The organism is Amycolatopsis sp. NPDC114484 (assembly GCF_055633755.1).
Window position 1 is genome coordinate 26,783 of the sequence record NZ_JBVKDQ010000042.1, and the last position, 24,445, is coordinate 51,227.

The following is a 24,445-nucleotide window of genomic DNA, read 5'->3' on the forward strand; positions in this document are numbered from 1 at the left end:
CGTTCGCTAACCGCGGGACCTACTATGTGCGGATGTCGGCGAATTCCCTCCCACTGGTGAACGGCGCGAAGCCGAACAGGCGGGAACAAATCCTCACCGCCGCCGCCGAGCTGTTCGCCCACCACGGTTTCCACGGCGTCGGCATCGACGACATCGGCGCGGCCGTCGGCATCTCCGGTCCCGCGCTGTACCGGCATTTCCGCAGCAAGGACGCGATTCTCGGGGAAATGCTGAACTCGATCAGCCACTACCTGCTCGAGGGCGGCACCGCGCGCGCCGAGGCGGGCGGCACCCCGGACGAGCTGCTGGCCGCGCTCGTGCGGTTCCACGTCGACTTCGCGCTCGACCATCCGGCGCTGATCACCGTGCAGGAGCGCAATCTCGCGAATCTCACCGACGGTGATCGCAAACAGGTGCGCGCGCTTCAGCGGCAGTACGTCGAGGTGTGGGTGCGGGCGATTCGCGAAGCTGTGCCCGGCCTCGGCGAACGCCAGGCGCGGTCGGCGGCACACGCCGTGTTCGGCTTGATCAACTCGACGCCCTACAACCGCCATCTCGGTGACAGCGCACTCGCCGATCTGCTGTGCCGGCTCGCGCTGGGTGCGCTTTCCGCGGCGGGCTGAGGCCGCGATCCGGGGTATCCCGCCGACCGCCGGTCTGGTGTTTGATAGGCACGTGACCGCGGACCGGAGCGAGGGCGAGCAGCGGCTCGTCGAGAAGGCGCAGCGCGCGCTCGTCGCCATCAGTCTTGGCGAGGACACGGAGGCGCTGGAAGAGGTCACGCCCTCGTCCCAGGAGCCGGGCGAACGCGACGAGGAGACCAAAGAGCTGATGCTGCTGCTCTTCGGCGAGTGCAGCGCGATGGTGTCCACGCTCGGTGACGGCGGCACCGCCCCGGTCAAGGTGCAGGTTTTCGACGAGGCGGGCGAAGAGGTTTCGATCGACCAGGCCGATCCGCCGGTCCGCACCGCTGTTCGCACGCTGCTCGCCGAGGTGCACGGCAATACCGCCGCCGCCCGCGAGCAGGTCGAGATCGCGTTGGCGAGCGCCGCCCCCAACGAGGTGGACAGCCTCCTGCTGCAGGCGCTGCGCTGGACGATCCGGCTGTCGGTCGAATGCCTCGAACGGGATCTGCCGGTGGCCGGCTGGATCTCCGACGCCGTCGCGGGCTGAGTGTTTCTCCCGCTGTTGCGGTGCTTTCCGCGCGGGGATGGTTAGGCGAGTGTGGTCGATCCGCTGATCGAGCGCCGGGCGTCGGCGTAGCGGTCGCGGAAGGGGGCGCTGGCGGCGGGCCCGGCGGTGAAGACGAAGCCGTCGCCGTCCACTTGCCGTCCGGTCGCCTGGTCGACGAGGACGGGTTCCACCTCTTCGCCGGTCGCCGCGTCGACCAGGATCATGCTGCGCTCGGCCGGGTCGAGCCGGGAATTCCCCCACGCGGCGAGCGCGACGAGCACCGGCCGCAGCGACCGGCCCAGTTCGGTGAGCAGGTACTCGTACCGGACCGGGTTGTTCTGGTACGGCTTCTTCTCCAGGAGCCCGTTCTCCACCAGGGATTTGAGCCTGCTGGTGAGCATGCTGGTGGAGATCTTCAGGTTGGCCTGGAACTGGTCGAAGCGGCGGTAGCCGTCGAAGCAGTCGTGCAGGAGCAGCAGCGTCCACCATTCGCCGACGTAGCTCAGCGCCGTCGACAGCGGGCATTCGCGGTCTTCCGGTTTGATCTTGGGCGCCACGGGGTTGCCTGCCCTTCTAGTCACTGCTAATGTCGAAGTCACTGGGTTCTATTTTAGCAGTCAGGAGGGCGATCGTGGCCGATGGGTCTTTGCTCGGCAGGCGTGCCCTGGTCACGGGCGGAACGAAGGGAACGGGCGCGGCGGTCGCGCAACGTCTCCGCGACGCTGGGGCCACGGTGATCGTCACTGCGCGAGCCAAGCCCGAGCACTACCCGGAAGGGGAGCCCTTCGTCGCCGCGGACACGTCGACTGTCGAGGGTGCCGAAGCGGTGGTGGACGCGGTGACGCGCGAGGGAGGCGTGGACATCCTCGTGCACGTCGTCGGTGGTTCGCGCTCTCCGTCGGGTGGCTTCGCGGCGCTGTCCGACGAAAACTGGGCGGAGGAACTGAACCTCAACCTGCTCGGCGCGGTGCGGCTCGACCGCGGCCTGATCCCGGCGATGGTCGACCGGGGCAAGGGCGCCGTCGTGCAAGTGACCTCGATCCAGCGCGCGATGCCGCTCCACAACGCCACTTTGGGCTACGCCGCGGCGAAGGCCGCTCTGGCGACGTACAGCAAGGGACTGTCGAACGAAGTCGCGCCCAAGGGCGTCCGGGTGAACACCGTGTCGCCGGGATTCATCAGGACCGGCGCGGCCGAAGCCTTGATCGACCGGATCGCCGAGGGGCAGGGCATCGGCGCCGACGCCGCGCTGGCATCGGCGCCGACGCCGCGCTGGCCTCGCTGATGGATTCCCTCGGCGGCATCCCGCTGGGCCGCCCGGCCGAGCCGGAAGAGGTCGCCGAACTGGTGGCCTTCCTCGTGTCGGACCGGGCCTCGGCCATCACCGGCGCCGAGCACGTCATCGACGGCGGCACCGTCCCCACTGTGTGAGTTACCCGGCCTGAACAGGAGAATCATCATGACTGCCGCCGTACCCCGGATTGTCCGGCGCTACTTCTCGCTCGCTCCCGCGGAGGATGCCGAGGCGTACTTCGCGCTGTTCGCCGACGACGCCCTCGTGGAGGACGAAGGCAAGGAGTACGCGGGAATCGACGCGATCCGCGCCTGGCGCACCGAGGTCCCCCGGGTCGAGTACGAGATCACCGGCGTCGAACCGGCCGTCGAGGGGCTGGTGGTGACCTGCACGATCACCGGGGATTTCCCGGGCAGCCCCTTCGCCGGCCTGAAATTCCGGTTCGAGCAGTTCGACGACGACCAGGTGAAAGTCCTGCGCATCCGGCCCTGAGCCCGCCGCGGCGGGCTGGACTGGACACGGCGGTTAACGAGCACTAACATCTCCGGCGGAGTTAACGACCGCTAACGTCTCGACGGAGAGTCATGGACACGCCGGTACTGCGCAGTTCCGCGGATCCGAACAGCGACACGTTCACCCGTAGCGTCACCTCGCACGGCGAATTGGTCGAGGATCTGCACAAGCGGCTCGCCGCCGCCCGCCTCGGCGGGCCGGAGAAGTCGCGCGCCCGCCATGTGGAACGCGGCAAGCTGCTGCCCCGCGACCGGGTGGACACGCTGCTGGACCCGGGTTCGCCGTTCCTCGAGCTTTCGCCACTCGCTGCGACTGGGTTGTACGACGACGAGGCCCCGTCCGCGGGCATCATCACCGGGATCGGGCGGGTGTCCGGCCGCGAATGCGTGATCGTCGCCAACGACGCCACGGTCAAGGGCGGCACGTACTACCCGATGACGGTGAAGAAGCACCTGCGGGCGCAGGAAGTCGCGCTGCACAACAACCTGCCGTGCATTTACCTGGTCGACTCCGGCGGCGCGTTCCTGCCGCGGCAGGACGAGGTCTTCCCGGACCGCGAACACTTCGGCCGGATCTTCTACAACCAGGCCACCATGTCCGCGCGCGGGATCCCGCAGATCGCCGCTGTGCTCGGCTCGTGCACCGCTGGCGGCGCGTACGTCCCGGCGATGAGCGACGAAGCGGTCATCGTGCGCAATCAGGGCACCATTTTCCTTGGCGGTCCGCCGTTGGTGAAGGCGGCGACCGGCGAGGTCGTCACCGCTGAGGAACTGGGCGGCGGCGACGTGCACGCCCGCCAGTCCGGCGTCACCGACCACCTCGCGGACGACGACACGCACGCCTTGCGCATTGTCCGTGACATCGTTTCGACGCTCGGCCCGCGCACACCGCGGCCGTGGGACGTCAAGGAGATCGAGCCGCCCGCGGCGGACGAACGCGAGCTGTACGGCGTGGTGCCGACGGATTCGCGCACCCCGTACGACGTGCGCGAGGTCATCGCCCGCGTCGTCGACGGCAGCCGGTTCGCGGAGTTCAAAAAGGAATACGGCTCGACGCTCGTCACCGGTTTCGCGCACATCCACGGCCACCCGGTCGGCATCATCGCGAACAACGGCGTGCTGTTCGCCGAGTCCGCGATGAAGGGCGCGCACTTCATCGAACTGTGCGACCGGCGCTCGATTCCGTTGGTGTTCCTGCAGAACATCACCGGGTTCATGGTCGGCCGCGCGTACGAGGCGGGCGGCATCGCCAAGCACGGCGCGAAAATGGTCACCGCGGTGGCCTGTGCGCGGGTGCCGAAGTTCACCGTGATCATCGGCGGATCCTTCGGCGCGGGCAACTACTCCATGTGCGGCCGGGCGTATTCGCCGCGGTTCCTGTGGATGTGGCCGAACGCGCGGATTTCCGTGATGGGCGGCGAGCAAGCGGCGTCGGTGCTGTCGACGGTCCGCCGCGACGCGATCGAGGGCCGCGGCGGCGAATGGTCCACAGAGGACGAAGAGACCTTCAAGGACCCGATCCGCGAGCAGTACGAGGAACAGGGCAGCCCGTACTACTCCACCGCGCGGCTGTGGGACGACGGTGTGATCGACCCGGCGGACACCCGCACGGTGCTCGGCCTCGCGCTGTCGGCCGCGGCTAACGCGCCCTTGCCCGAGGTCAACTACGGCGTCTTCCGGATGTGAATGGGACATGGTCGAGGGTTCTTTGTTCAACACTGTTCTGGTTGCCAACCGCGGGGAGATCGCGGTTCGCGTAATCCGGTCGCTGCGTGCGCTCGGGATCCGTTCCGTCGCGGTGTACAGCGACGCGGACGCCGACGCCCGGCACGTGCGCGAGGCAGACACCGCGGTGCGCCTCGGCCCGGCCGAAGCGGCGAAGAGCTACCTGTCGATTCCGACGATTGTCGCGGCGGCAAAGGAAACCGGCGCACAAGCGGTGCATCCCGGGTACGGCTTCCTCGCCGAGAACACCGCGTTCGCGCGGGCTTGCGCGGAGGCCGGGCTGGTGTTCATCGGCCCGCCGCCGGAAGCCATCGACAAGATGGGCGACAAGATCCGGGCGAAGGCCACGGTGTCCGCGGCCGGTGTCCCGGTTGTGCCCGGTGCGTCCGATGTGGACATCCCGGAGGGCGGGTTCGCCGAAGCGGCGGCGAAAGTCGGCTATCCGCTGCTGCTGAAGCCGTCCGCCGGTGGTGGCGGCAAGGGCATGCGCCTGGTGCACGAAGAGTCCGAATTGGACGCTGCGATCGAGTCCGCGCGCCGGGAAGCGAAGAGTTCGTTCGGCGATGACACGCTGCTGATGGAGCGGTTCGTCACCACGCCGCGGCACATCGAGATCCAGGTGCTGGCCGACACCCACGGCACCGTTCTGCATCTCGGCGAACGCGAGTGCAGCCTGCAGCGGCGGCACCAGAAGATCATCGAGGAAGCGCCGTCGGTGCTGCTGGACGAGGCGACGCGGGCGAAAATGGGCGCGGCGGCCGCGGAAGCCGCGCGGTCGGTCGGCTACGTCGGCGCGGGCACGGTCGAATTCATCATGTCCGCGCACAATCCGGACGAGTTCTTCTTCATGGAGATGAACACCCGGCTGCAGGTCGAGCACCCGGTCACGGAAATGGTGACCGGCCTCGACCTGGTGTCCTGGCAGGTGCGGGTGGCAGCAGGGGAGCCACTCGGATTGACCCAGGACGACGTGCGCCTAGACGGGCACGCGGTCGAAGCCCGGGTCTACGCCGAGGATCCGGCGCGCGGCTTCATCCCGACTGGCGGCACTGTGCTCGCCGTGCACGAGCCCTCCGGCGACGGCGTGCGGGTGGACTCGTGGATGTCGGTCGGTGCGGTGGTCGGTTCGAACTACGACCCGATGCTGGCGAAGATCATCGCGCACGGCCCGGACCGGGCGTCGGCGCTGCAGAAACTCGACCGCGCGCTGGCCGACACCGCGTTGCTCGGCCTCGGCACGAACATCGCGTTCCTGCGCGGTCTGCTCGCTGACGAGGACGTTCGCGCCGGACGGCTGGACACCGAACTGGTGGACCGTCGACTGTCCGATTTGGTCTCCTCGGAAGTCCCGGCCGGGTTTTTCGTCGCCGCGGCAATGGATCGGCTGCTTTCGCTGCAGCCGACGGGCTCGGTCGTGGACCCGTGGGACATCCCGAGCGGATGGCGGCTCAGCGGTCCCGGCGGGGTCACTTTTCGCTTGCGCACCGGGGAAAGCCAGGCCGTGGTGCGGGTCGAGGGCACGCCGTCGGACGCTTCGGTGCGAGTGGACGACGCTGAGCCAGTTCGCGTTTCCGCCCGCCGCGAAGGCGATCTGCTTGAGGTACGCCGGGCTAACGGAGTGGAGCGGTACCGCTGCGCCGACGGTCCACAACGGACAGTGTGGCTGGCCCGCGAAGGCCGGTCGTTCGCGTTCGCCGACCAGGAATTCACGCTGTCCTCGCGCGGCGAGGCGGCGGGCGCTGGTCCGGTGAAGAGCCCGATGCCGGGAACGGTGCTGGTGGTGAAGGCCGCCGAAGGCGACGTGGTGAGCGCGGGGACGCCGCTGCTCGTTGTCGAGGCGATGAAGATGGAGCACACCGTGACCGCGCCCATCGACGGTGTGGTGACTGAGCTTTCGGTTCGGGTCGGCCAGCAGGTCGCGCTCGACGAGACGCTTGCCGTCGTGAGCGCAGCAGAGGAGAAGCAGTGATCGACTTCCGGCTGGACGAGGAATACGAAGCGCTCCGCAAGACGGTCGAGGACTTCGCGCAGGCGGAGGTCGCGCCGGTGATCGGCCCGCTGTACGAGAAGGAAGAATTCCCGTACGAGCTGGTCGCCAAGATGGGCGAGATGGGCCTGTTCGGCCTGCCGTTCCCGGAGGAGTTCGGCGGCATGGGCGGGGATTACTTCGCGCTGTGCCTCGCGCTGGAGGAACTCGCCCGGGTCGACTCGTCGGTCGCGATCACGCTGGAGGCGGGGGTCTCGCTCGGCGCGATGCCCATCTACCGCTTCGGCACCCAGGAGCAGAAGGAAACCTGGCTGCCGAAGCTGACCACGGCCGAGGCGCTCGGCGGGTTCGGCCTCACCGAACCCGGCGGCGGCTCCGACGCGGGGGCCACCCGCACGCGCGCCCGGCTCGACGGCGACGAGTGGATCATCAACGGCAGCAAGGCGTTCATCACCAACTCCGGCACCGATATCACGAGGCTGGTCACCGTCACCGCCGTCACCGACGTGATGGAGAACGGCCGCAAGGAGATCTCGGCGATCATCGTCCCGTCCGGCACGCCGGGCTTCGCGGTGGCCCCGAAGTACTCGAAGGTCGGCTGGAACTGCTCGGACACCCACGAACTGTCCTTTTCGGACGTCCGGGTGCCCGCCGAGAACCTGGTGGGCAAGCGGGGCCGCGGCTACGCCCAGTTCCTGTCCATTTTGGACGAGGGCCGGGTGGCGATCGCCGCGCTGAGCGTCGGTCTCGCGCAGGGCTGCGTGGACGAATGCCTGAAGTACGCGAAGGACCGCGTCGCGTTCGGCCACCGGATCGGCGAGTACCAGGCGATCCAGTTCAAGATCGCGGACATGGAAGTGCGCGCGCACACCGCCCGGCTGGCGTATTACCAGGCGGCGTCGAAGATGCTGCGCGGCGAGCCGTTCAAAAAGGAAGCGTCGATCGCGAAGCTGGTGGCGTCGAACGCGGCGATGGACAACGCCCGCGACGCGACGCAGGTCTTCGGCGGATACGGCTTCATGAACGAATTCCCGGTCAGCCGCTTCTACCGCGACGCGAAGATCCTGGAAATCGGCGAGGGCACCAGCGAGGTCCAGCGGATGCTCATCGCGCGCCACCTCGGGGTCGGCGCCTGAGACCCAGCGCCGCCGGGGCGTCCGGGCGGAGTCCCGGCGGCGCTGCTTCACCTGTCCCTATTGTGGGGAGATGGAGTTCACCATCCGGCCTGGGGTTGCCGGAGACGCAGACGTCTTGCTGGGGTTTTTCGACGACGCCGTCGAATGGCTGGTCGCGCGGGGGAGCGCGGGCCAAATGGGGCACCGAGCCGTGGAGCAAGATCCCGAGGCGGGTCGAGCGGGTGCGCGAGTACGCGGCCGATCCCGAACTCCGGATCGCGGAGATCGACGGAAAACCCGCGGGCGCGCTGGTCCTCGGGCAGGCCATGCCGTACGCCCCGCTGGTCGACGAGCCCGAGTTGTACGTGCGGCTGCTGATCACTTCGCGCCGATTCACCGGGCACCGGGTCGGCTCGCGGCTGCTGCGGCATGCGATGGACGAGGCGAAACGACGCGGGGTCGACCTCGTGCGCGTCGACTGCTGGGCGGGCGGCGACGGCGATCTGCCGCGCTACTACGAGAGCCAGGGCTTCACGCCGACCGAGCAGTTCACCGTCGACGGCTGGCTCGGCCAGGTCCTTGAGCAACGGGTTGGGGGATAGCGGCGCGGCCTGGGCCGGAGGACGATATTGGCTAAGTGTCAATAGAGGAGAGGAGTCCGATGGCCAGGCAGTCGCTCTCCGGAAAGGTCGTCGTCGTCACGGGCGGCGCGCAGGGCATCGGGGCGGCCACCGCCGCCGCGCTGCACCGGCGGGGCTCCCGGCTCGTGCTCGGCGACCTCGACCGGGTCCGCGCCGAGAAAACCGCTGGCGAGCTGGGTCCGGACGTGGTCGCGGCACCGCTGGACGTCACCGATACGGCTGCCTTCACCGCGTTCCTGGACGACGTCGAAAGCACTATCGGGCCGATCGACGTGCTGATCAACAACGCCGGCATCATGCCGCTCTCGCCGCTGGACGAGGAGGACGACGCGGCCACGCGGCGGCTGCTGGAGATCAACGTGCACGCGGTCGTGCACGGCACTCGCGAGGCCGTCAAACGGATGAAGCCGCGCGGCCGCGGGCACATCGTGAATGTGGCGTCGATGGCCGGAAAGTCCGGATTCGCCGGTGCGGCCACGTACTGCGCGACGAAACACGCGGTGGTCGGGCTGTCCGAGGCGGTGCGGTTGGAGCTGCGCGGCACCGGGGTCGAGGTGTCGTGCGTGATGCCCGCGGTGGTGCGCACGGAACTCGCGTCGGGCCTGGGCGAGGCGCGGTTCATCAAGTCGGTCGGTCCGGAGGACGTCGCGGCGGCGATCGTCGGCGCGCTGGAGCGGCCGAAGTTCGACGTATTCGTGCCGAAATCGCTCGATCTGACCGGCCGGATCACCCGGCTGTTCCCGCGCGCGTTCGGCGAATGGCTGGTGCGCGCGCTCGGCGGCGACCAGCTGCTGGCGTCCGCCGCGCATTCGCCCGAGCGCGCCGAGTACGAGGGCCGGGCCGCCCGGAGCGCGCCGTCTGCCGTCCCGCCTGGTGGGAGCGTCTGAGGCGGACGTGCGCTTGCCGGGGTGCTTGCGGGAGTGGCGTGTTGATGCCGCGCCCGCGCGCACGGCAAGATGCCCGGCAGACGACGAGTTCCAGGAGGCGCTAGATGGTTTCCCCACCGGCCCGGTTGGCCGCCGCGGCGGCCAACGTCGTGGGCAAGGTGTTCCAGGGTGGGGTCGCCGATCTGCGGCCGATGCCGAGGGTGCTGATCGACCAGGGGCCGAACCGGTCGGTGTACCGGATGACGCACGGCTCGTCCGCGACGTCGGGCCCGCCGGTGCTGCTGGTGCCGCCGCTGGCCGCGCCGGCGCTGTGCTTCGACCTGCGCCGCGGCTGCAGCCTCATCGAGCACCTGGTGGAGAGCGGACGCCCGACCTACCTGGTGGACTACGGCATGGTCGCGTTCTCCGACCGCCGCCTCGGCATCGAGCACTGGATCGACGAGGTGCTGCCGAGGGCGATCCGGAAGGTCAGCGAGGACGCCGGCGGACAGGGCGTGCACCTGGTGTCGTGGTCGCTCGGCGGGATTTTCTCCATGCTGGTCAGCGCGGACCAGCCGGACCTGCCGATCGAATCGATCACCGCGGTCGGCTCGCCGGTCGATTTCACCGCGATCCCGATCGTCGCGCCGTTCCGCCCGCTCGTGGACCTCACCGGAGGGCATCTGCTCACCCCGGTGTACCGGGTGTTCGGCGGCGCACCGTCCTATTTGGTCACCCGGGTGTTCCGGGCCACCGGGATCTCCAAGGAGATCACGAAACCGCTGGCGATCCTGAAGAATCTCGACGACCGCGACTACCTCGCGCAGATCGAGGCGGTGGACCACTTCATGAGCAACATGTACGCCTACCCCGGGCGGACGTTCGGCCAGCTGTACCACCGCTTGTTCCGCACGAACGACCTCGCCGAGGGCACCGTCGACCTGAACGGGCGCAAGATCAGCCTGTCCGACGTGAAGGTGCCGATGCTGGTGGTGGCGGGCGAAAACGACACCATCGCGCCGCGCGCGTCGGTGGAACGCGTGGTGCAGCTGCTGGAAAACGCGCCGGAGGTCCGGTTCCGCACCGCGCCCGGCGGGCACCTCGGCGTGCTGACCGGGCGTCGTGCCCGGGGCACGACCTGGCGATACCTCGACGAGTTCCTGGACGACCGGGTCAGCTGACTGAGGGCTGCTGCGGGAAGAACCAGGTGCGGACGTCGCGGGTGCGCAGCGTGACCAGGTTCCGCGCGAAGCCGGTAAAAAAACCGGCGGTACCGTGGGCCGGTGATCGCTGCGTATGTGACGTCGCTCGGCAGCAGTTCCGAGATCGAGGTCGGCAGGCTTCCGGACCCCGAGCCGGGCCCGCGCGAGGTGCTGGTGAAGGTCTCCGCGGTGGCGGTGAACCACGTCGACACCTTCGTCCGTTCCGGCGCGTATCCCACCGAGGTTTCCTTCCCGTTCGTGATCGGCCGGGACCTGGTGGGCACCGTCGTCTCGTCGCCGGTAGACCGCTTCGCTCCCGGCGACCGCGTGTGGTGCAACAGTCTCGGCCACAACGGACGGCAGGGTTCCTTCGCCGAGTACTGCGCGGTACCCGCGGACCGGCTGTATCGCTTGCCGGACGGGGTTTCCGACGACGCCGTCGCCGTCCTGCACACCGCGGCCACCGCGTATCTGGGCCTTTTCGAGCACGCCGACGCCGGCTACGGCGAGACGATCGCGGTGCTCGGCGCGGGCGGCGGCGTCGGCAGCGCGGTCGTCCAACTTGCTTCCACCGCCGGCCTGCGCGTCCTCGCGACCGCCCGCGCCGATGACGCGGAATGGTGCCGGGAATGCGGTGCCGACGAGGTTTTCGACTACGCCGATCCCGACCTCTACCGCAAACTCCCCGCCGTGGATCTGTTGTGGGACAACGCGGGTCAGCACGACCTGGTCTCGGCAGTGCCGCTGTTGTCCCGCGGCGGCCGCATCATCGCGATGGCCGGAATGCAGTCGACCCCGACGTTGCCGATCGGCGAGCTGTACACGCGCGACGCCAGCATCCGCGGTTTCGCCATCAGCAACGCCGGTGTCGCCGCGCTGGGTTCCGCTGCCCGGGTCGTCAACCGGGCCTTGTCCACCGGAATCCTTCGCCCCCGGATCGGCACTCGCCTGCCCCTGTCGTCGGCCGCCGAAGCACACCGATTGCTGGAATCAGGCGAGGCGCGAGGCCGGATTGTGCTGGAGGTCTAGGTCAGGCGCAAAACGACCTTGCCCTGGAGATGACCGCTGTCAAGCAGCCGATGCGCGTCGGCGATGCGCTCGAACGGGAACGTCTCCTGCACGTGGACCCGAAGCTTGCCCTGTTCGACGAGGGCGACCAGCCCGCGCAGACCGACCGGATCCGGGTCGACCGCGATTCCGCTGAACCGCTTTCCGGCCGTCTCGAACTTCGCGATCAGCTCCGTGTCCTCCTCCGCGACCGCCGTCACCAGATGCCCTCCATCGCGGAGAACTCCGAGCGACCGTTCGACGGTGTCGCCGCCGAGAGTGTCGAGCACAACGTCGATATCGTGGGCCACTTCAGCGAAATCGACCTTCGTGTAGTCAATAATTTCGTCGGTGCCGAGCCTCTCGAGGAACTCGCGCTTGCTCTCGCCGGCAGTCGCGATCACGTGCGCACCAAGGGCTTTCGCAATCTGGATCGCGACGTGCCCGACTCCGCCGCCACCGCCGTGAATCAGCACCCGGTCGCCCGCTTTCACGCCGCCGAGGTCGACCAGCCCCTGCCACGCCGTCAGCCCGACCACCGGCAACGCCGCAGCCTCGACGTGCGAGAGCGCCTCCGGTTTGCGCACCAAATGCAATGCCGGTGCCGCCACGAGTTCGGCGTACGCGTTGGCCGCGCGGGGAAACAACGGCATTCCGAACACTTCGTCGCCGGGCCGGAACCGCCAGGTCAACGCCTCTTCGACCACGCCGCTGACGTCCCACCCGAGGACGAACGGCGGGTGGCCGAGCAACGGGAATTCGCCAGCGCGCAGCCGGGCTTCCAGCGGATTCAGCCCGATCGCCTCGACGCGGACAAGGACCTCGGTCGGCAGTGCTCGGGGCTCGGGCGCGTCCGCGATCGTGAGCACCTCGGGACCGCCGAGCTTCTGCTGGGTGATGACTCGCATGACTCTCCTGGTTTCTGGAGGGGAACGGAAACCAGGCTAGGATTCCGATAGGTACCAGCGGGTACCTTGGGATCATGAGCGATTACGGTCCCGGCGGGCTCTTTCTCGCCGACTGTCCGGCGCGTCTCGCGGTGGAGCTGATCGCCGACAAGTGGACGGTGGTCGTGCTCGCGGGTCTGAGCGCGGGCCCGGTGCGGCACGGCGACCTGGTCGGGTTGATCGGCGGAATCTCCCGGAAAGTGCTCACTCAGACGCTGCGACGGCTGGAAGCGCATGGGCTGGTTCGTCGTCAGGCGTACGCGGAGGCACCACCGCGCGTCGAGTACGAACTGACGCCGTTGGGGGCGACGCTGATCGAGCCGATCCACACCTTGACGGAGTGGGCCCGGGCGAACGGGGACGCGGTTCTTGAAGCGCTGGATTCAGCCGACCAGAATGGCTGAAAGAAGGTCTCACGGCTGCGCTTTCTTTTGCATGGAGCTGCTTTTACTGATATTTTCGTAATTGCTGTGACTGCTGTCGTGGTCACGATTCGGGTTCAGAACGGCGTCGGCTGACGACAGGCTGCAACAAGAGAGTCCTCGCGAACGATCCGCAGGTCACTGCAGTCGGCAGAGGGAGGCCGATCGTGATCCAGGGGGCGAGTATACCGCCGCTGACGGCGCGCCCTCGGTTCAGAAATTACGCACTCCATCAAACGGAAAATACCATGAGCGTTCCAGAAGATCGCGGCGTAGTCGAGTTCGAAGAAACCGACCACCAGCACAGCCGGTTGAGACGGCGGATGGAGCTGGAGTTCGTCAAAGACGGACTGGACCTCTCCTCGCTCGAGGCGCAGTCCGTCGAGGAACTTCGCTCGTCGTTGGAGCTGCTCGACGCGGTAACCGCTCGGCAGCGGAAGAAGCTCACTCAGAACAAGAAAGCGCTGGCGGCGGAGAGCGTGACGAACGGGCATTCAGACGTCGCTCGCAAAGTGAATTCAAGTCGCAGCGCCCTGAAGTTTTGCCTGGAGCGGCGCGAGCAGATCCTCGAGCTGATCAACGGATTGACCGTCGGGCAGGAGATCGACAAGCTCCGGAACGCGGTGTCGGTGGTCGACGACGCCGGAACCAAGGAGAAATTCCACCAGTTGCTCGGCGAGTTCGAGAGCAAGACCGGAGAGATCGACGGCGAGCTGAAGGAAACCAGCCGGAAGATCGCCGAAGTCGAGGCCGCGGCGATGGCCGCGGAAATCGACAAGTACGAGCGGAAAGCCAAGGTGTGGCAGAACTTCCTCGCCAAGGAATCCGTCGCGACCTACGTCGGGGCGGCGATCCTGCTGGTGATGTGCCTCTCCGTGGTGGCCGCGATGTTCGCCCACGTGGAGATAAACCAGGTGCTGTCCAGTGCGTTTCTGCTGGTGCTGGGGTACTTCTTCGGGCAATCCACCGGGAAGAAGCAAATGGAATAGCGAGACCGCTCGGCCCGCCTTTGCGAAGCGGGCCGAGCGGCTGGATTAGTTCAGCTGCGCGCTGGTCTTCCCCGGCGCCCGACGAGCCAGGTCCGCCCATGGCCGGTGCGTCACCCGTCGGCGAGGCGTTGGATGGTGGTGCTCAGCCAAGCTTCGAGAGCGGCGGGATCGCCGAGTTCGGAACGCAGGACGCGGAGGCGGGTCGAGACGCCGAGCACGAAGGCGTCGATCGCTGCGGCTCGGCTGCGGGCGTCCGTGTCGTCCAGGCCGCTGTCGCGCAGATAGCGGTGCAGCGGCTCCAGCGAGTTCGTGTCGAGGAAGGCGGCCAGCGCCTCGGCCGCTTCGGGGCGTTCGCCGGACGCGCGTTGCAGCACGAGCAGCGGATCCTCGCCGGGCGCGCCGAACCATCGCTGGACGATGCTCGCCGCGAGACGCGAACCCAGCGCTGAACGGTCGCCGTCGAAAGAGTCCAGGACCGGGATCTCCACCCGGGTCGCCGCCAGGAAAAGGCCGTCCTTGCCGCCGAAGTAACGCGTGATGAGGTTGGGCGACACACCAGCCGCGTCGGCCACGCCCTTGACCGTGCTCGCCGCGTACCCGAGCCGGGCGAACTGGCGTTGTGCGTGCTCCAGGATCCGCTGCCGGGTGGCGGCGGCGTTGCGCGAGGTCATGTGTACGAGCATACACATTTTGTGTACGCTGATACACATGGACGGCGAAATGCGGGAACGACTCCAGCGGACGCGGCGGGTCACGAGCCCGTGGAGCGCCGACGGGACGCGCGGCATCAGCGGCGCCCGCCTTGACGAACTGCTCGGACGCTGGGCGAACGGGTACGACTGGGGCGTGCACGAGCGCCGCATCGGCGAGCTTCCCTGGGAAACGGTGCGGGCAGGCGATACCGAGCTGCGGGTGATCCACCAGCGGTCCGCGGCTCCCGATGCACCGGTGGTCGTGCTGCTGCACGGCTGGCCCGATTCGGTGCTGCGGTTCGAGCGCGTCCTGCCGTTGCTCGCGGACGCGCACGTGGTGGTGCCCGCGCTGCCGGGCTTCCCGTTCGCGGCTCCGCTCACCGGGCCCGGCATGTCGGTCAACCGGATCGCCGGGATCGTCGCGGACGCTCTCGAGGAGCTCGGCTACCCGCGGTACACGGTGTCCGGCGGCGACGTCGGCGGCACCGTCGCGGAACTCCTCGCGGCCGAACATCCGGACCGGGTGGCCGCCCTGCATCTCACGAACATCGCCCCGCAGCACGCGTTCACGGCGGACCCGGCGAAGCTGGCGCCCGACGCGAAGGACTACCTCGCCCGGGCCGCGCAGTGGTTCCGGACCGAGGGCGGGTACATCGCGATGCAGTCGACACGGCCGAACACGCTCGCGGTCGCCCTCGGCGACTCGCCCGCCGGCCTCGCGGCATGGCTCGTCGAGAAGCTGGAGACCTGGTCCGACGGGCCGGCCTTCACCACGGACGAGCTTCTCACCTGGGTCACCGCCTACTGGGCCACCGGCACGATCGGCACCTCTTTCGCCACCTACACCGAACCGGCCACCCTCCCCGCCCGGATCGACACGCCGACCGTGCTCTCCGTGTTCCCGCACGACACCAAACCGGAGCCGCGAAGCTACGCCGAGGCGTTCGTGGACCTCCGCGAGTACGTGGAACACCCCGCCGGCGGCCACTTCGCCGCCTGGGAACAGCCCGTGGCATACGCCGACGACGTACGCCGCGCGATCAAACTGGGCGGCTGAAACGGAAACCGCCCGCCCGCTGTCTCCCGGCGAGGAGCCATCGGGCGGGCGGGTTTGCCTTACCGCGTAATTACTTCAGCTGCGCACTGGTCTTCCCCAGCACCCGCCGAGCCACGATCAACTGCTGAATCTGCTGCGTACCCTCGAAAATGTCCAGGATCTTCGCGTCCCGGGACCACTTCTCCAGCAGCGATTCCTCCGTATACCCATACGCCCCAGCAAGCTCGACGCACTTCAGCGTCACGTCGACCACCGTGCGCCCAGCCTTGGCCTTCGCCATGGAAGCCTGCAGCGAGTTCGGCTGACGGTTGTCCGCCATCCACGCCGACTCCAGCGTCAGCAGGTACGCCGCCTCGTAATCCGCTTCCAGTTGCAGGAAAGCCGCGGCCGCGGCGTGCTGGGTCAAAGCCGGGCGGTCGTAGTCGATGGTCACGCCGGCTTCGGTCAGGACACGGCGGGTTTCGTCCAGCGCCGCGCGGGCGACGCCGATCGCCATCGCGGCCACCAGCGGGCGGGTGTTGTCGAAGGTCTGCATGACCCCGGCGAAACCCTTGGCCGTGTCGATTTCCGGGGTGCCCAAGAGGTTCTCGCGCGGAACGCGGCAGTTCTCGAAGCGCAGCACGGCGGTGTCGGACGCGCGGATGCCCAGTTTGTGCTCCACGCGCACGACCTCGAAGCCCGGTGTGCCCTTCTCCACCACGAACGATTTGATCGCGGCGCGGCCCTTCGTGCGGTCCAGCGTCGCCCAGACCACGACGGCGTCGGCGCGCTGGCCGGACGTCACGAAGATCTTTTCGCCGTTCAGGATGTAGTCGTCGCCGTCCTCGGTGGCCGTGGTGGTGATGGCGGCCGAGTCCGAACCGCAGCCGGGTTCGGTGATCGCCATCGCGGCCCACAAGCCCTTGAACCGCTCAAGCTGCTCGTCGGTCGCCACGGAGCCGATCGCGGCGTTGCCGAGGCCCTGGCGCGGCATGGACAGCAGCAGCCCGACGTCGCCCCAGCACATCTCGATCGTGCCGAGCACCACGTTCAGGTTGGCGCCGTTGCGGTTTCCCTTCGGGCCGTTGTCCTTTTCGGACCGGCGCACGCCAGCCGCGCCTGCCCCGCCCTCGCCGGAGGAGTTCAGGCCGTCCAGCAGCGCGGCGAACATGTCCAATTCGGACGGATAGGTGTGCTCGGCGCGGTCGTACTTGCGCGAGATCGGCCGGAACACCTCGGCCGCGGCCTGGTACGCCTGGTTGATCAGCGCGCCGGCCTTCTTCGGAGCTTCCAGGTTGATCATCAGTCGCCTTTCGGAGCAAGAAAAAGGATCAGAGGAGGACGGCGCCTTCCATCACGCCGATCGCCCGCAGGTCGCGGTACCAGCGCTCCACCGGGTGCTCCTTCACGAACCCGTGCCCGCCCAGCAACTGCACGCCGGCGTTGCCGATCTGCATGCCCTTGTCCGTCGCGAGCTTCCGGGCGAGCGCCGCTTCCCGCGCGTATTCCTTGCCCTGCTCGGCTCGTGCGGCCGCGCGCAGCGTGACCAGGCGCAGGCCTTCCAGTTCGATCGCGATGTCCGCCACCGAGAACGCGACCGCCTGCCGGTGGCTGATCGGCTCGCCGAACGCGGTGCGCTCGTTCACGTAAGGCACGACGTAGTCCAGCACGGCCTTGCCGACGCCAGCGGCGAGCGCTGCCCAGCCGAGCCGGGAAAGCCTTACCACCTCAGTGAAAACGTCCGCCTTGCCGCCGCCGAGCAGCGCGCCCGCGGGCAGCGAAACCTTCTCCAGGTGCAGCTTTCCGGTGGCCGCGCCGCGCAGGCCCATCGCGGGTTCGGCCTCGATCGTCACGCCCGCGTTCGACGATTCCACCAGGAACAGCGCCGGGCCGCGGCCTTCCAGATCGGCCGAGACGAGGAACAGTTCGGCCTCCGCCGCGCGCGGGACGAGCGACTTCACGCCGTCGAGCTGGTAGCCCTTCGGGGTGCGCTTCGCCTTGGTGGCGGGCTTGAACGGGTCGAACAGCGGCGTCCGCTCCAGCAGTGCGAGCGCCGCGGCGGGCACCTGCTCGCCGGTGAACGCGGGCACGTAGTCGGCCTGCTGCTGCTCGTCGCCCCACGCGACCAGCGCGGTGCTCACCGCCGACGGGGCGAGCACGGCCACCGCGAGCCCGAGGTCGCCGTGCGCGAGCGCCTCCGCGACCAGCGCGTTCGTGACGACCGAACGCTCCGTGCCCGCGCCGCCCAGCTCCTCCGGGATGCCGACGAGGCTGATGCCCAGCTCGGCCGCGCGGCTCAGCAGACCCTCCGGCGCGGCGAGCTTCTCGTCGGCGTCCGCGGCTGCCGGGCGCAGCTGCTCGGCGGCGAACTCGCTGACCGTTTCGACGATGAGCTTCTGGTCCTCGTCCGGCGTGAGGTCGAACAGCCCGCGGTCGTCCGGTTTCGCCAGCCGCGCCGGCTTGCCCAGCCGCTGGACCGAGGTGAACGACCTGGTCGCCGCCCCCGCCGCGCGGAAACCGCTCCGGGTCCCCGTCTTGACCAGGTTCTGCACCGGTCCGCGCAGCCCGACCCGGTCGATCGCCTTGCTCCCGGCCAACCGGGTGAGCGCGGCCAGGCCGAGTCCCATCGCGTCTCGTTTCCTTGGCGCAGCCATGCAGCATCTCCCTCGCGTTACCTACTCGCGAGTAGGTTAACGCGGCGACGCGGAATCCGCCAGTGCGGCCCGGCTCACTCGGCTACCGGCCGCCTGGCCAGCGACGTCCGTTCGAACGCGATGAGCAGCAGAACGGTGACCGTGACGATCAGCAGCAACAAGGCCGCGGGCACGTGTCCGAGGAGCGGGGTGAGCGCGAGCAGTACCGCCGCGAGCACGAGCCGCTGCCGATTCCAGGTGCCGACGTTGCGCCGCCGCAGCGAGCTGAGCGCGACCAGATACAGCGCGAGCCCTCCGGTCAGCGCCCACAGCGCGACGCCGTGGAGCGCGTCCGCCGGGCTGTGGTGCACGCCGTCGGACAGCGTCAGGAACGTCTTCTTCAGCCCGAGTGCGACGAGGACGATCCCGGCGATGAGCGGCAGGTGCAGATAGGTGTAGGAATCGGTGGCGATTTTGGCGCGCGCGATGCCTTCGGCGCGGGCCAGCTCGCGTTCGGCGACGTGCGCGACCAGATCGAAGTACGTCCACCACATCCCAGCGGCGAGCGCGATCCCGCAGATCGCCGACCCGGCGACGAGCCACGTGATCGGCACGTGCCCGATCCCGATGCCGATCGCCACGACCGATTCGCCCAGCGCGATGATCACGATCAGTCCGAACCGTTCGGCGAAGTGCGCGGGCGAGTGCACCCGCCAGCCGGTGGGGCCGGAGAAGTAGACGTTCAGGTAGTCGACCAGCAGCGCGACCGCCCACAGCGCCAGCTGCCACGGGCCGCCCACGAGGTCGGCGACGGCCAGCAGGGCAAGGCTCGGGAGGAGTCCGCGCAGCATCCTCACCAGCACCCGGCGCAGTTCGGCGTCGTGCTGGGCGGCGCCGAAGTAGGCGACGATGTGCAGCAGCCGCACGACGCCGTAACAGGCGACGAACAGCAACGGCCCGTCGAGCCCGCCCGGCTCGTTGGTGAGCGCCTGCGGCACCGCGAGCGCGACGAGGAACATCACCGCCATCGCCCCGAACATCGCCAGCCGCGCGATGCCGTGGTCGACATGGACGGTCGTGCCGAGCCACGCGTAGCTGCACCAGCACCACCACAGCACCATCAGCACCAGCAACCCCTCGCCGACGCCGAGCAGGCTCAGGTGCCCGGACATCAGCTCGGTCGTCTGCGTGATGGCGTAGACGAAGACCAGGTCGAAGAAAAGCTCGATGGTCGTGACGCGGTGGCCTTCGTCCGCGCGAACCAGATGCAACCGTCTCGTGGGCACGGCAGATGCTTACACGTCCGGGGGAACTGGAGGGGCGGTTTCGCCTAGAGCGTGCGGTCGAGTCCGAGAACCGCGTGCAGCACCGCCGTCAGTTCGGTCTGCAGATGCGGCCTGCTCTTGATCCGCCCGGTCCGGCTCAGGTCGTTCGCGATCGTCAGCGCGGCGTGCACCCGGATCTTCGCCTCGCGCGCCGGAAGCTCCGGAAACACCGCGCACAGCAAGGAAACCCACTGGTCGACGTAGTCGCGCTGAACGCGGCGAAGATCGGCTTTGTCCCGCTCCGGCATGGTGACGCGGTCGGCCGTGAAGGACACCAGCAGTTCCGGCGTGCGCAGCAGGATGTGCACATACGAGGCGGCGAGCCTGCCCAGCGCGGACCGCTCGTCGGGGGCTTGCAGCGCCTGCTCGGCGGCGAGCGCGAGCCGGTCGGCGGCGCGGTGTCCAATCGCGACCATCAGCGCGCCCTTGCTGGGGAAGTGCCGGTACACGCTGGGCCCGGCGATGCCCGCCGCCGCGCCGATGTCCTCCATGCTCACCGTGTGGAAGCCGCGTTCGGCGAACAGCCCGGTCGCGGCGGACAGCACTTGCTCGCGACGGGAGGGGGTGCCGAGGCTGCTCACGACCGGCGGCGCGGGCTCGGCCGGGACCGGCAGTGAGACGTTGAGCACCGCCAGCGCCAGCTCGACCAGCAGCGGCACGAACCGTTTGCGCGCCACCGAAGTGTGGTGCACCGCGACGCTCCCGAACACCGACAGCGCGGCCCAGCACAGCAGCTCAGCCTCGTCCGCGGACAGCTCCGGACGCAGCGTGAGCAGGGCTTTCGTCCACGCGTCGAGCACCGCGCCGGACCGGCGGCGGATCTCGCGGCGCTGCTCGCGCGGCAGGTGCGGACCTTCCCAGCGCCACAGCGCGGCGATCTCCCGGCGCTCGACCGCCTGCGTCGCGAGGCCGGTGAGCAGGGCGTCCAGCTGGGAAAGCGGCGGCGCGGAGTCGGCGAGCGCGGCCGCGGTGGCCGACTCCATGTCGTCGATCCCGGTGAGCACGACGTAGGCGAGGATCGCCTGCTTGTCGGCGAAATGCCGGTACAGCGCGGGCCCGGTCACCCCCGCCGAAGCGGCGATGTCGTTGATCCCGACGCCGTGGAACCCCCGCGCGCGAAACAGCTCGGCCGCTACGGCAGCGAGCTGGGCCTTGCGGTCGCGAGGCCGCGTGCCGCGTGCGGGAAACGTACTCATGGTGAACTGACCATAGCGCGTATCGAAACTAGGGCAACCCATTGACACCATGGGGTTCATCGGGCTTATGTTAATGGCCATTAGCACCTACTGGCCGGTATAGTCGGCGGCGAGATACACCGCAGTGTCCAACCATGCCGCTTCGCGGAGGAGTGTTCAGTGAGTAGCGAGGCCTACATCTACGAGGCGTTGCGCACGCCCCGGGGCAAGAACAAGGGCGGTGCCCTGCACGGCACCAAGCCGGTCGACCTGGTGGTCGGCCTCATCCAGGAGCTGAAGGTCCGCCACCCGAACCTCGATCCGCAGGCGATCGACGACATCGTGCTCGGCGTCGTGTCCCCGGTGGGCGAGCAGGGCGCGGACATCGCGCGCACCGCGGCGCTCGTCGCGGGCCTGCCGCAGACGGTCGCGGGCGTGCAGCTCAACCGGTTCTGCGCGTCCGGGCTCGAGGCCACGAACGTCGCGGCGCAGAAGGTCCGCTCCGGCTGGGACCAGCTGATCATCGCGGGCGGCGTCGAGTCGATGTCGCGGGTGCCGATGGGTTCGGACGGCGGCGCGCTGTTCATGGACCCGGCCACCGCGTACGACCAGTACATCGCCCCGCAGGGCATCGGCGCGGACCTGATCGCGACGATGGAGGGCTTCTCCCGCGAGGACGTCGACGCCTTCGCGGTCCGCTCGCAGGAGAAGGCCGAGGCGGCCTGGTCCGGCGGCTACTTCGCGAAGTCCGTGGTGCCGGTGAAGGACATGAACGGCGTCACGATCCTCGACCACGACGAGCACCGCCGTCCGGGGTCCACTGTGGAGGGTCTGGCGAAGCTCAAGCCGGCCTTCACCACGATCGGCGAGATGGGCGGGTTCGACGCCGTCGCGCTCCAGAAGTACCACCAGGTCGAGAAGATCGACCACGTGCACACCGGCGGCAACTCGTCCGGCATCGTCGACGGGTCGGCCATCGTCCTGGTCGGGTCCGAGCAGGCGGGCAAGACCTTCGGCCTCACGCCGCGGGCGCGCATCGTCGCCACCGCCTCGATCGGCTCCGAGCCCACGATCATGCTGACCGGTCCGACGCCGGCCACCGAGAAGGTCCTGAAGACCGCGGGCCTGACCCCGGACGACATCGACCTGTGGGAGCTCAACGAGGCGTTCGCGTCTGTCGTGCTCAAGTGGCAGAAGGACTTCGACCTGCCGGACGAGAAGATCAACGTCAACGGCGGGGCGATCGCCATGGGCCACCCGCTCGGCGCCACCGGCGCGATGCTGGTCGGCACCGTGGTCGACGAGCTGGAACGCCGCGAGGCGCGCCGGGCCCTGGTGACCCTGTGCATCGGCGGCGGCATGGGCGTCGCGACCATCATCGAGCGGGTGTGAGGACCGAGATGACCGAGAGCAAGACCATCCGCTGGGACAAGGATTCCGACGGCATCGTCACGCTGACCCTGGACGACCCGGACCAGTCGGCCAACACGATGAACCAGGCCTTCCGCGAGTCGCTCGCCGCGACCGTGGACCGGCTCGAAGCGGAGAAGGACGACATCACCGGTGTCGTGCTCACCTCCGCGAAGAAGACCTTCTTCGCCGGCGGCGACCTTCGCGACCTGATCCAGGCGCAGCCGGAGCACGCGGCCGAGATCACCGCGTCCAGCACCGCGATGAAGGGCCAGATGCGCCGGCTCGAGCAGCTCGGCAAGCCGGTCGTCGCGGCCATCAACGGCGCGGCGCTCGGCGGCGGCCTCGAAATCGCGCTGGCGACGCACCACCGCATCGCGGCCGACGTCAAGGGCAGCCAGATCGGCCTGCCCGAGGTCACCCTGGGCCTGCTGCCCGGCGGTGGCGGCGTGGTCCGCACCGTGCGGCTGCTCGGCATCCAGAGCGCGCTGCTGAACGTGCTGCTGCAGGGCCAGCGGATGAAGCCGCGCAAGGCGCTGGAGCTGGGCCTGGTGCACGAGGTCGTGGACACCGTCGACGAGCTGGTGCCCGCCGCGAAGGCGTGGATCAAGGCCAACCCCGAGGGCGGCGTGCAGCCGTGGGACGTCAAGGGCTACAAGATCCCGGGCGGCACCCCGTCGAACCCGAGCTTCGCGGCGAACCTGCCCGCGTTCCCGGCGAACCTGCGCAAGCAGCTCAAGGGCGCGCCGATGCCCGCGCCGCGCGCGATCCTCGCCGCCGCGATCGAGGGTTCGCAGGTCGACTTCGACACCGCGATCCAGGTCGAGACGCGCTACTTCGTGAGCCTGGCCATCGGGCAGGTTTCGAAGAACATGACCAAGGCGTTCTTCTTCGACCTGCAGGCGATCAACTCCGGCGGTTCGCGTCCGGACGGGTTCGAGAAGTACACCGCCAAGAAGGTCGGCGTGCTCGGCGCCGGGATGATGGGCGCCGCGATCGCTTACGTGTCCGCGAAGGCGGGCATCGACGTGGTCCTCAAGGACGTCTCGCAGGAGGCGGCTGACAAGGGCAAGGGCTACGCGGTCAAGCTCGAGGAGAAGGCGCTCTCGCGAGGCAAGACCACGCAGGAGAAGTCGGACGCGCTGCTGGCGCGGATCAAGCCGACCGCCGACCCGGCCGACTTCGCGGGCGTCGACTTCGTGATCGAGGCCGTGTTCGAGAGCGTCGAGCTGAAGCACAAGGTGTTCGGCGAGATCGAGAGCATCGTCAACGCCGACGCGGTGCTGGGCTCCAACACCTCGACCCTGCCGATCACCGCGCTGGCCGAGGGCGTGCAGCGGACCGAGGACTTCATCGGGATCCACTTCTTCTCGCCGGTGGACAAGATGCCGCTGGTCGAGATCATCTGCGGGGAGAAGACGTCGCCCGCCACGCTGGCGAAGGTCTTCGACTACACCTTGCAGATCCGCAAGACCCCGATCGTCGTCAACGACAGCCGCGGCTTCTTCACCTCGCGGGTCATCGGCACCTTCATCAACGAGGCCGTGGCCGCGCTGGGCGAGGGCGTCGAGCCGGCGTCGATCGAGCAGGCGGGTGCGCAGGCCGGTTACCCGGCGCCGCCGCTGCAGCTGATGGACGAGCTGACCCTGACGCTGCCGCGCAAGATCCGGGCGGAAACCCGCGCCGCGATCGAGGCCGAGGGCGGCACCTGGACGCCGCACGCGTCCGAGGCCGTCATCGACACGATGCTCGACAAGTACGACCGCAAGGGCCGTTCCACCGGAGCGGGCTTCTACGAGTACGACGAGAACGGCAAGCGCACCGGTCTGTGGCCGGGCCTGCGCGAGGCGTTCAACTCGGGTTCGGCGGACGTGCCGTTCGAGGACCTCAAGGAGCGCATGCTCTTCGCCGAAGCGCTGGAAACGGTGAAGTGCTTCGACGAGGGCGTCCTGACCACGGTCGCGGACGCCAACATCGGTTCGATCTTCGGCATCGGCTTCCCGGCGTGGACCGGTGGCGTGATCCAGTACATCAACCAGTACGAAGGCGGGCTGCAGGGCTTCGTGGACCGGGCCCGCGAACTGGCGGCGCGGTACGGCAGCCACTTCGAGCCGCCGCAGTCGCTGGTGGAGAAGGCCGCCAAGGGCGAGATTTACGAATAAGAGCATGTCTCATTTGGTGAGTTTCTTGTAGCAGGTGATGGCGGCGCCGAGGGCGAGGAAGGCGAGGTAGTGGCTGGGTTTGCGTTCGTAGC

The 24,445-nt window shown here is 68.8% G+C and carries 23 protein-coding genes and 1 pseudogene; 17 read left to right on the forward strand and 7 right to left on the reverse strand.

Annotation, left to right across the window (positions count from 1 at the left end):
* Positions 1-32: 32 nt before the first annotated feature.
* Together ACZ7SW_RS44595 and ACZ7SW_RS44600 are read left to right on the forward strand one after the other, a co-directional pair.
* Positions 33-623, forward strand: a complete 591-nt coding sequence (locus ACZ7SW_RS44595; protein ID WP_470236431.1) for an SACE_7040 family transcriptional regulator — start codon at positions 33-35, stop codon at positions 621-623.
* A 52-nt stretch (positions 624-675) separates the two neighbouring features.
* Complete coding sequence (locus tag ACZ7SW_RS44600; RefSeq protein ID WP_086024916.1) at positions 676-1,173, forward strand: hypothetical protein; 498 nt, start codon at positions 676-678, stop codon at positions 1,171-1,173.
* A 41-nt stretch (positions 1,174-1,214) separates the two neighbouring features.
* Here ACZ7SW_RS44600 and ACZ7SW_RS44605 read toward each other — a convergent pair whose 3' ends face one another.
* Positions 1,215-1,730 carry a winged helix-turn-helix transcriptional regulator gene (locus ACZ7SW_RS44605; RefSeq protein ID WP_470236432.1) on the reverse strand — a complete coding sequence of 172 codons (516 nt, stop codon included), beginning with the start codon at positions 1,728-1,730 and terminating at the stop codon, positions 1,215-1,217.
* Between the two features lie 74 nt (positions 1,731-1,804).
* On the opposite strand from ACZ7SW_RS44605, the gene ACZ7SW_RS44610 reads away from it, so the two are divergent.
* From ACZ7SW_RS44610 to ACZ7SW_RS44655, 10 genes and pseudogenes are all read left to right on the forward strand, one after another.
* Complete coding sequence (locus tag ACZ7SW_RS44610) at positions 1,805-2,458, forward strand: oxidoreductase (RefSeq protein ID WP_470236433.1); 654 nt, start codon at positions 1,805-1,807, stop codon at positions 2,456-2,458.
* A complete protein-coding gene (locus ACZ7SW_RS44615; RefSeq protein ID WP_470236434.1) occupies positions 2,458-2,604 on the forward strand; it encodes an SDR family oxidoreductase in 147 nt (48 codons plus the stop codon). The genes ACZ7SW_RS44610 and ACZ7SW_RS44615 overlap by 1 nt, the downstream gene beginning before the upstream one ends.
* Positions 2,605-2,632: 28 nt before the next feature.
* Entirely contained in the window at positions 2,633-2,959 is a 327-nt protein-coding gene (locus ACZ7SW_RS44620) for a nuclear transport factor 2 family protein (RefSeq protein ID WP_470236435.1), read from the forward strand.
* A 92-nt stretch (positions 2,960-3,051) separates the two neighbouring features.
* The gene (locus ACZ7SW_RS44625; RefSeq protein ID WP_470236436.1) at positions 3,052-4,665 is read left to right on the forward strand and encodes a carboxyl transferase domain-containing protein; all 1,614 of its coding nucleotides are present in this window, start codon (positions 3,052-3,054) and stop codon (positions 4,663-4,665) included.
* Positions 4,666-4,687: 22 nt separating this feature from the next.
* Positions 4,688-6,673 carry an acetyl/propionyl/methylcrotonyl-CoA carboxylase subunit alpha gene (locus ACZ7SW_RS44630; RefSeq protein WP_470236452.1) on the forward strand — a complete coding sequence of 662 codons (1,986 nt, stop codon included), beginning with the start codon at positions 4,688-4,690 and terminating at the stop codon, positions 6,671-6,673.
* On the forward strand, positions 6,670-7,827 hold the full coding sequence (locus tag ACZ7SW_RS44635; RefSeq protein WP_470236437.1) for an acyl-CoA dehydrogenase family protein: 1,158 nt from the start codon (positions 6,670-6,672) through the stop codon (positions 7,825-7,827). The genes ACZ7SW_RS44630 and ACZ7SW_RS44635 overlap by 4 nt, the downstream gene beginning before the upstream one ends.
* A 70-nt stretch (positions 7,828-7,897) precedes the next feature.
* A pseudogene (locus tag ACZ7SW_RS44640) lies at positions 7,898-8,408 on the forward strand (GNAT family N-acetyltransferase).
* A 59-nt stretch (positions 8,409-8,467) separates the two neighbouring features.
* Positions 8,468-9,334, forward strand: a complete 867-nt coding sequence (locus tag ACZ7SW_RS44645; RefSeq protein ID WP_470236438.1) for an SDR family oxidoreductase — start codon at positions 8,468-8,470, stop codon at positions 9,332-9,334.
* 104 nt (positions 9,335-9,438) lie between these two features.
* Positions 9,439-10,494, forward strand: a complete 1,056-nt coding sequence (locus ACZ7SW_RS44650; RefSeq protein WP_470236439.1) for an alpha/beta fold hydrolase — start codon at positions 9,439-9,441, stop codon at positions 10,492-10,494.
* A 102-nt stretch (positions 10,495-10,596) separates the two neighbouring features.
* The gene (locus ACZ7SW_RS44655; protein ID WP_470236440.1) at positions 10,597-11,544 is read left to right on the forward strand and encodes an NADPH:quinone reductase; all 948 of its coding nucleotides are present in this window, start codon (positions 10,597-10,599) and stop codon (positions 11,542-11,544) included.
* Here the strand turns inward: ACZ7SW_RS44655 and ACZ7SW_RS44660 are convergent.
* The gene (locus ACZ7SW_RS44660; protein WP_470236441.1) at positions 11,541-12,470 is read right to left on the reverse strand and encodes an NADP-dependent oxidoreductase; all 930 of its coding nucleotides are present in this window, start codon (positions 12,468-12,470) and stop codon (positions 11,541-11,543) included. The two genes, ACZ7SW_RS44655 and ACZ7SW_RS44660, sit on opposite strands and share 4 nt — an antisense overlap.
* A gap of 74 nt (positions 12,471-12,544) precedes the next feature.
* On the opposite strand from ACZ7SW_RS44660, the gene ACZ7SW_RS44665 reads away from it, so the two are divergent.
* Both ACZ7SW_RS44665 and ACZ7SW_RS44670 read left to right on the forward strand, forming a co-directional pair.
* Positions 12,545-12,913, forward strand: coding sequence for a winged helix-turn-helix transcriptional regulator (locus ACZ7SW_RS44665; RefSeq protein WP_470236442.1), 369 nt, complete (start codon positions 12,545-12,547; stop codon positions 12,911-12,913).
* 266 nt (positions 12,914-13,179) lie between these two features.
* The gene (locus tag ACZ7SW_RS44670) at positions 13,180-13,920 is read left to right on the forward strand and encodes a hypothetical protein (protein WP_470236443.1); all 741 of its coding nucleotides are present in this window, start codon (positions 13,180-13,182) and stop codon (positions 13,918-13,920) included.
* 110 nt (positions 13,921-14,030) lie between these two features.
* On the opposite strand, the gene ACZ7SW_RS44675 is transcribed toward ACZ7SW_RS44670, so the two are convergent.
* Positions 14,031-14,591 carry a TetR/AcrR family transcriptional regulator gene (locus ACZ7SW_RS44675; RefSeq protein WP_470236444.1) on the reverse strand — a complete coding sequence of 187 codons (561 nt, stop codon included), beginning with the start codon at positions 14,589-14,591 and terminating at the stop codon, positions 14,031-14,033.
* A gap of 37 nt (positions 14,592-14,628) precedes the next feature.
* Here ACZ7SW_RS44675 and ACZ7SW_RS44680 point away from each other — a divergent pair, with 37 nt between their 5' ends.
* Positions 14,629-15,669 (forward strand): epoxide hydrolase family protein, encoded by a 1,041-nt coding sequence (locus ACZ7SW_RS44680; RefSeq protein WP_470236445.1) that lies wholly within the window; start codon positions 14,629-14,631, stop codon positions 15,667-15,669.
* Between the two features lie 70 nt (positions 15,670-15,739).
* Here ACZ7SW_RS44680 and ACZ7SW_RS44685 read toward each other — a convergent pair whose 3' ends face one another.
* From ACZ7SW_RS44685 to ACZ7SW_RS44700, 4 genes are all read right to left on the reverse strand, one after another.
* Positions 15,740-16,951 (reverse strand): acyl-CoA dehydrogenase family protein, encoded by a 1,212-nt coding sequence (locus ACZ7SW_RS44685; RefSeq protein WP_470236446.1) that lies wholly within the window; start codon positions 16,949-16,951, stop codon positions 15,740-15,742.
* A 28-nt stretch (positions 16,952-16,979) separates the two neighbouring features.
* Positions 16,980-18,275: an acyl-CoA dehydrogenase family protein gene (locus ACZ7SW_RS44690; RefSeq protein ID WP_470236453.1), complete on the reverse strand. Its 1,296-nt coding sequence runs from the start codon at positions 18,273-18,275 to the stop codon at positions 16,980-16,982.
* Positions 18,276-18,376: 101 nt separating this feature from the next.
* Complete coding sequence (locus tag ACZ7SW_RS44695) at positions 18,377-19,567, reverse strand: low temperature requirement protein A (RefSeq protein WP_470236447.1); 1,191 nt, start codon at positions 19,565-19,567, stop codon at positions 18,377-18,379.
* Between the two features lie 44 nt (positions 19,568-19,611).
* Positions 19,612-20,802 (reverse strand): TetR/AcrR family transcriptional regulator, encoded by a 1,191-nt coding sequence (locus tag ACZ7SW_RS44700; RefSeq protein WP_470236448.1) that lies wholly within the window; start codon positions 20,800-20,802, stop codon positions 19,612-19,614.
* A gap of 159 nt (positions 20,803-20,961) precedes the next feature.
* Between ACZ7SW_RS44700 and ACZ7SW_RS44705 the strand changes: the two genes are divergently transcribed.
* Together ACZ7SW_RS44705 and ACZ7SW_RS44710 are read left to right on the forward strand one after the other, a co-directional pair.
* Entirely contained in the window at positions 20,962-22,173 is a 1,212-nt protein-coding gene (locus tag ACZ7SW_RS44705; RefSeq protein WP_116203333.1) for an acetyl-CoA C-acetyltransferase, read from the forward strand.
* Positions 22,174-22,181: 8 nt separating this feature from the next.
* The gene (locus tag ACZ7SW_RS44710; protein ID WP_470236449.1) at positions 22,182-24,353 is read left to right on the forward strand and encodes a 3-hydroxyacyl-CoA dehydrogenase NAD-binding domain-containing protein; all 2,172 of its coding nucleotides are present in this window, start codon (positions 22,182-22,184) and stop codon (positions 24,351-24,353) included.
* Positions 24,354-24,445 lie beyond the last annotated feature (92 nt).

Coding starts and splice junctions, on each gene's coding strand:
- ACZ7SW_RS44625 (WP_470236436.1), top strand. CDS start 3,052: ATGGACACGCCGGTACTGCGCAGTTCCGCGGATCCGAACAGCGACACG.
- ACZ7SW_RS44615 (WP_470236434.1), top strand. CDS start 2,458: ATGGATTCCCTCGGCGGCATCCCGCTGGGCCGCCCGGCCGAGCCGGAA.
- ACZ7SW_RS44700 (WP_470236448.1), bottom strand. CDS start 20,802: ATGAGTACGTTTCCCGCACGCGGCACGCGGCCTCGCGACCGCAAGGCC.
- ACZ7SW_RS44665 (WP_470236442.1), top strand. CDS start 12,545: ATGAGCGATTACGGTCCCGGCGGGCTCTTTCTCGCCGACTGTCCGGCG.
- ACZ7SW_RS44680 (WP_470236445.1), top strand. CDS start 14,629: ATGGACGGCGAAATGCGGGAACGACTCCAGCGGACGCGGCGGGTCACG.
- ACZ7SW_RS44710 (WP_470236449.1), top strand. CDS start 22,182: ATGACCGAGAGCAAGACCATCCGCTGGGACAAGGATTCCGACGGCATC.
- ACZ7SW_RS44620 (WP_470236435.1), top strand. CDS start 2,633: ATGACTGCCGCCGTACCCCGGATTGTCCGGCGCTACTTCTCGCTCGCT.
- ACZ7SW_RS44650 (WP_470236439.1), top strand. CDS start 9,439: ATGGTTTCCCCACCGGCCCGGTTGGCCGCCGCGGCGGCCAACGTCGTG.
- ACZ7SW_RS44660 (WP_470236441.1), bottom strand. CDS start 12,470: ATGCGAGTCATCACCCAGCAGAAGCTCGGCGGTCCCGAGGTGCTCACG.
- ACZ7SW_RS44595 (WP_470236431.1), top strand. CDS start 33: ATGTCGGCGAATTCCCTCCCACTGGTGAACGGCGCGAAGCCGAACAGG.
- ACZ7SW_RS44675 (WP_470236444.1), bottom strand. CDS start 14,591: ATGACCTCGCGCAACGCCGCCGCCACCCGGCAGCGGATCCTGGAGCAC.
- ACZ7SW_RS44690 (WP_470236453.1), bottom strand. CDS start 18,275: ATGGGACTCGGCCTGGCCGCGCTCACCCGGTTGGCCGGGAGCAAGGCG.
- ACZ7SW_RS44670 (WP_470236443.1), top strand. CDS start 13,180: ATGAGCGTTCCAGAAGATCGCGGCGTAGTCGAGTTCGAAGAAACCGAC.
- ACZ7SW_RS44645 (WP_470236438.1), top strand. CDS start 8,468: ATGGCCAGGCAGTCGCTCTCCGGAAAGGTCGTCGTCGTCACGGGCGGC.
- ACZ7SW_RS44685 (WP_470236446.1), bottom strand. CDS start 16,951: ATGATCAACCTGGAAGCTCCGAAGAAGGCCGGCGCGCTGATCAACCAG.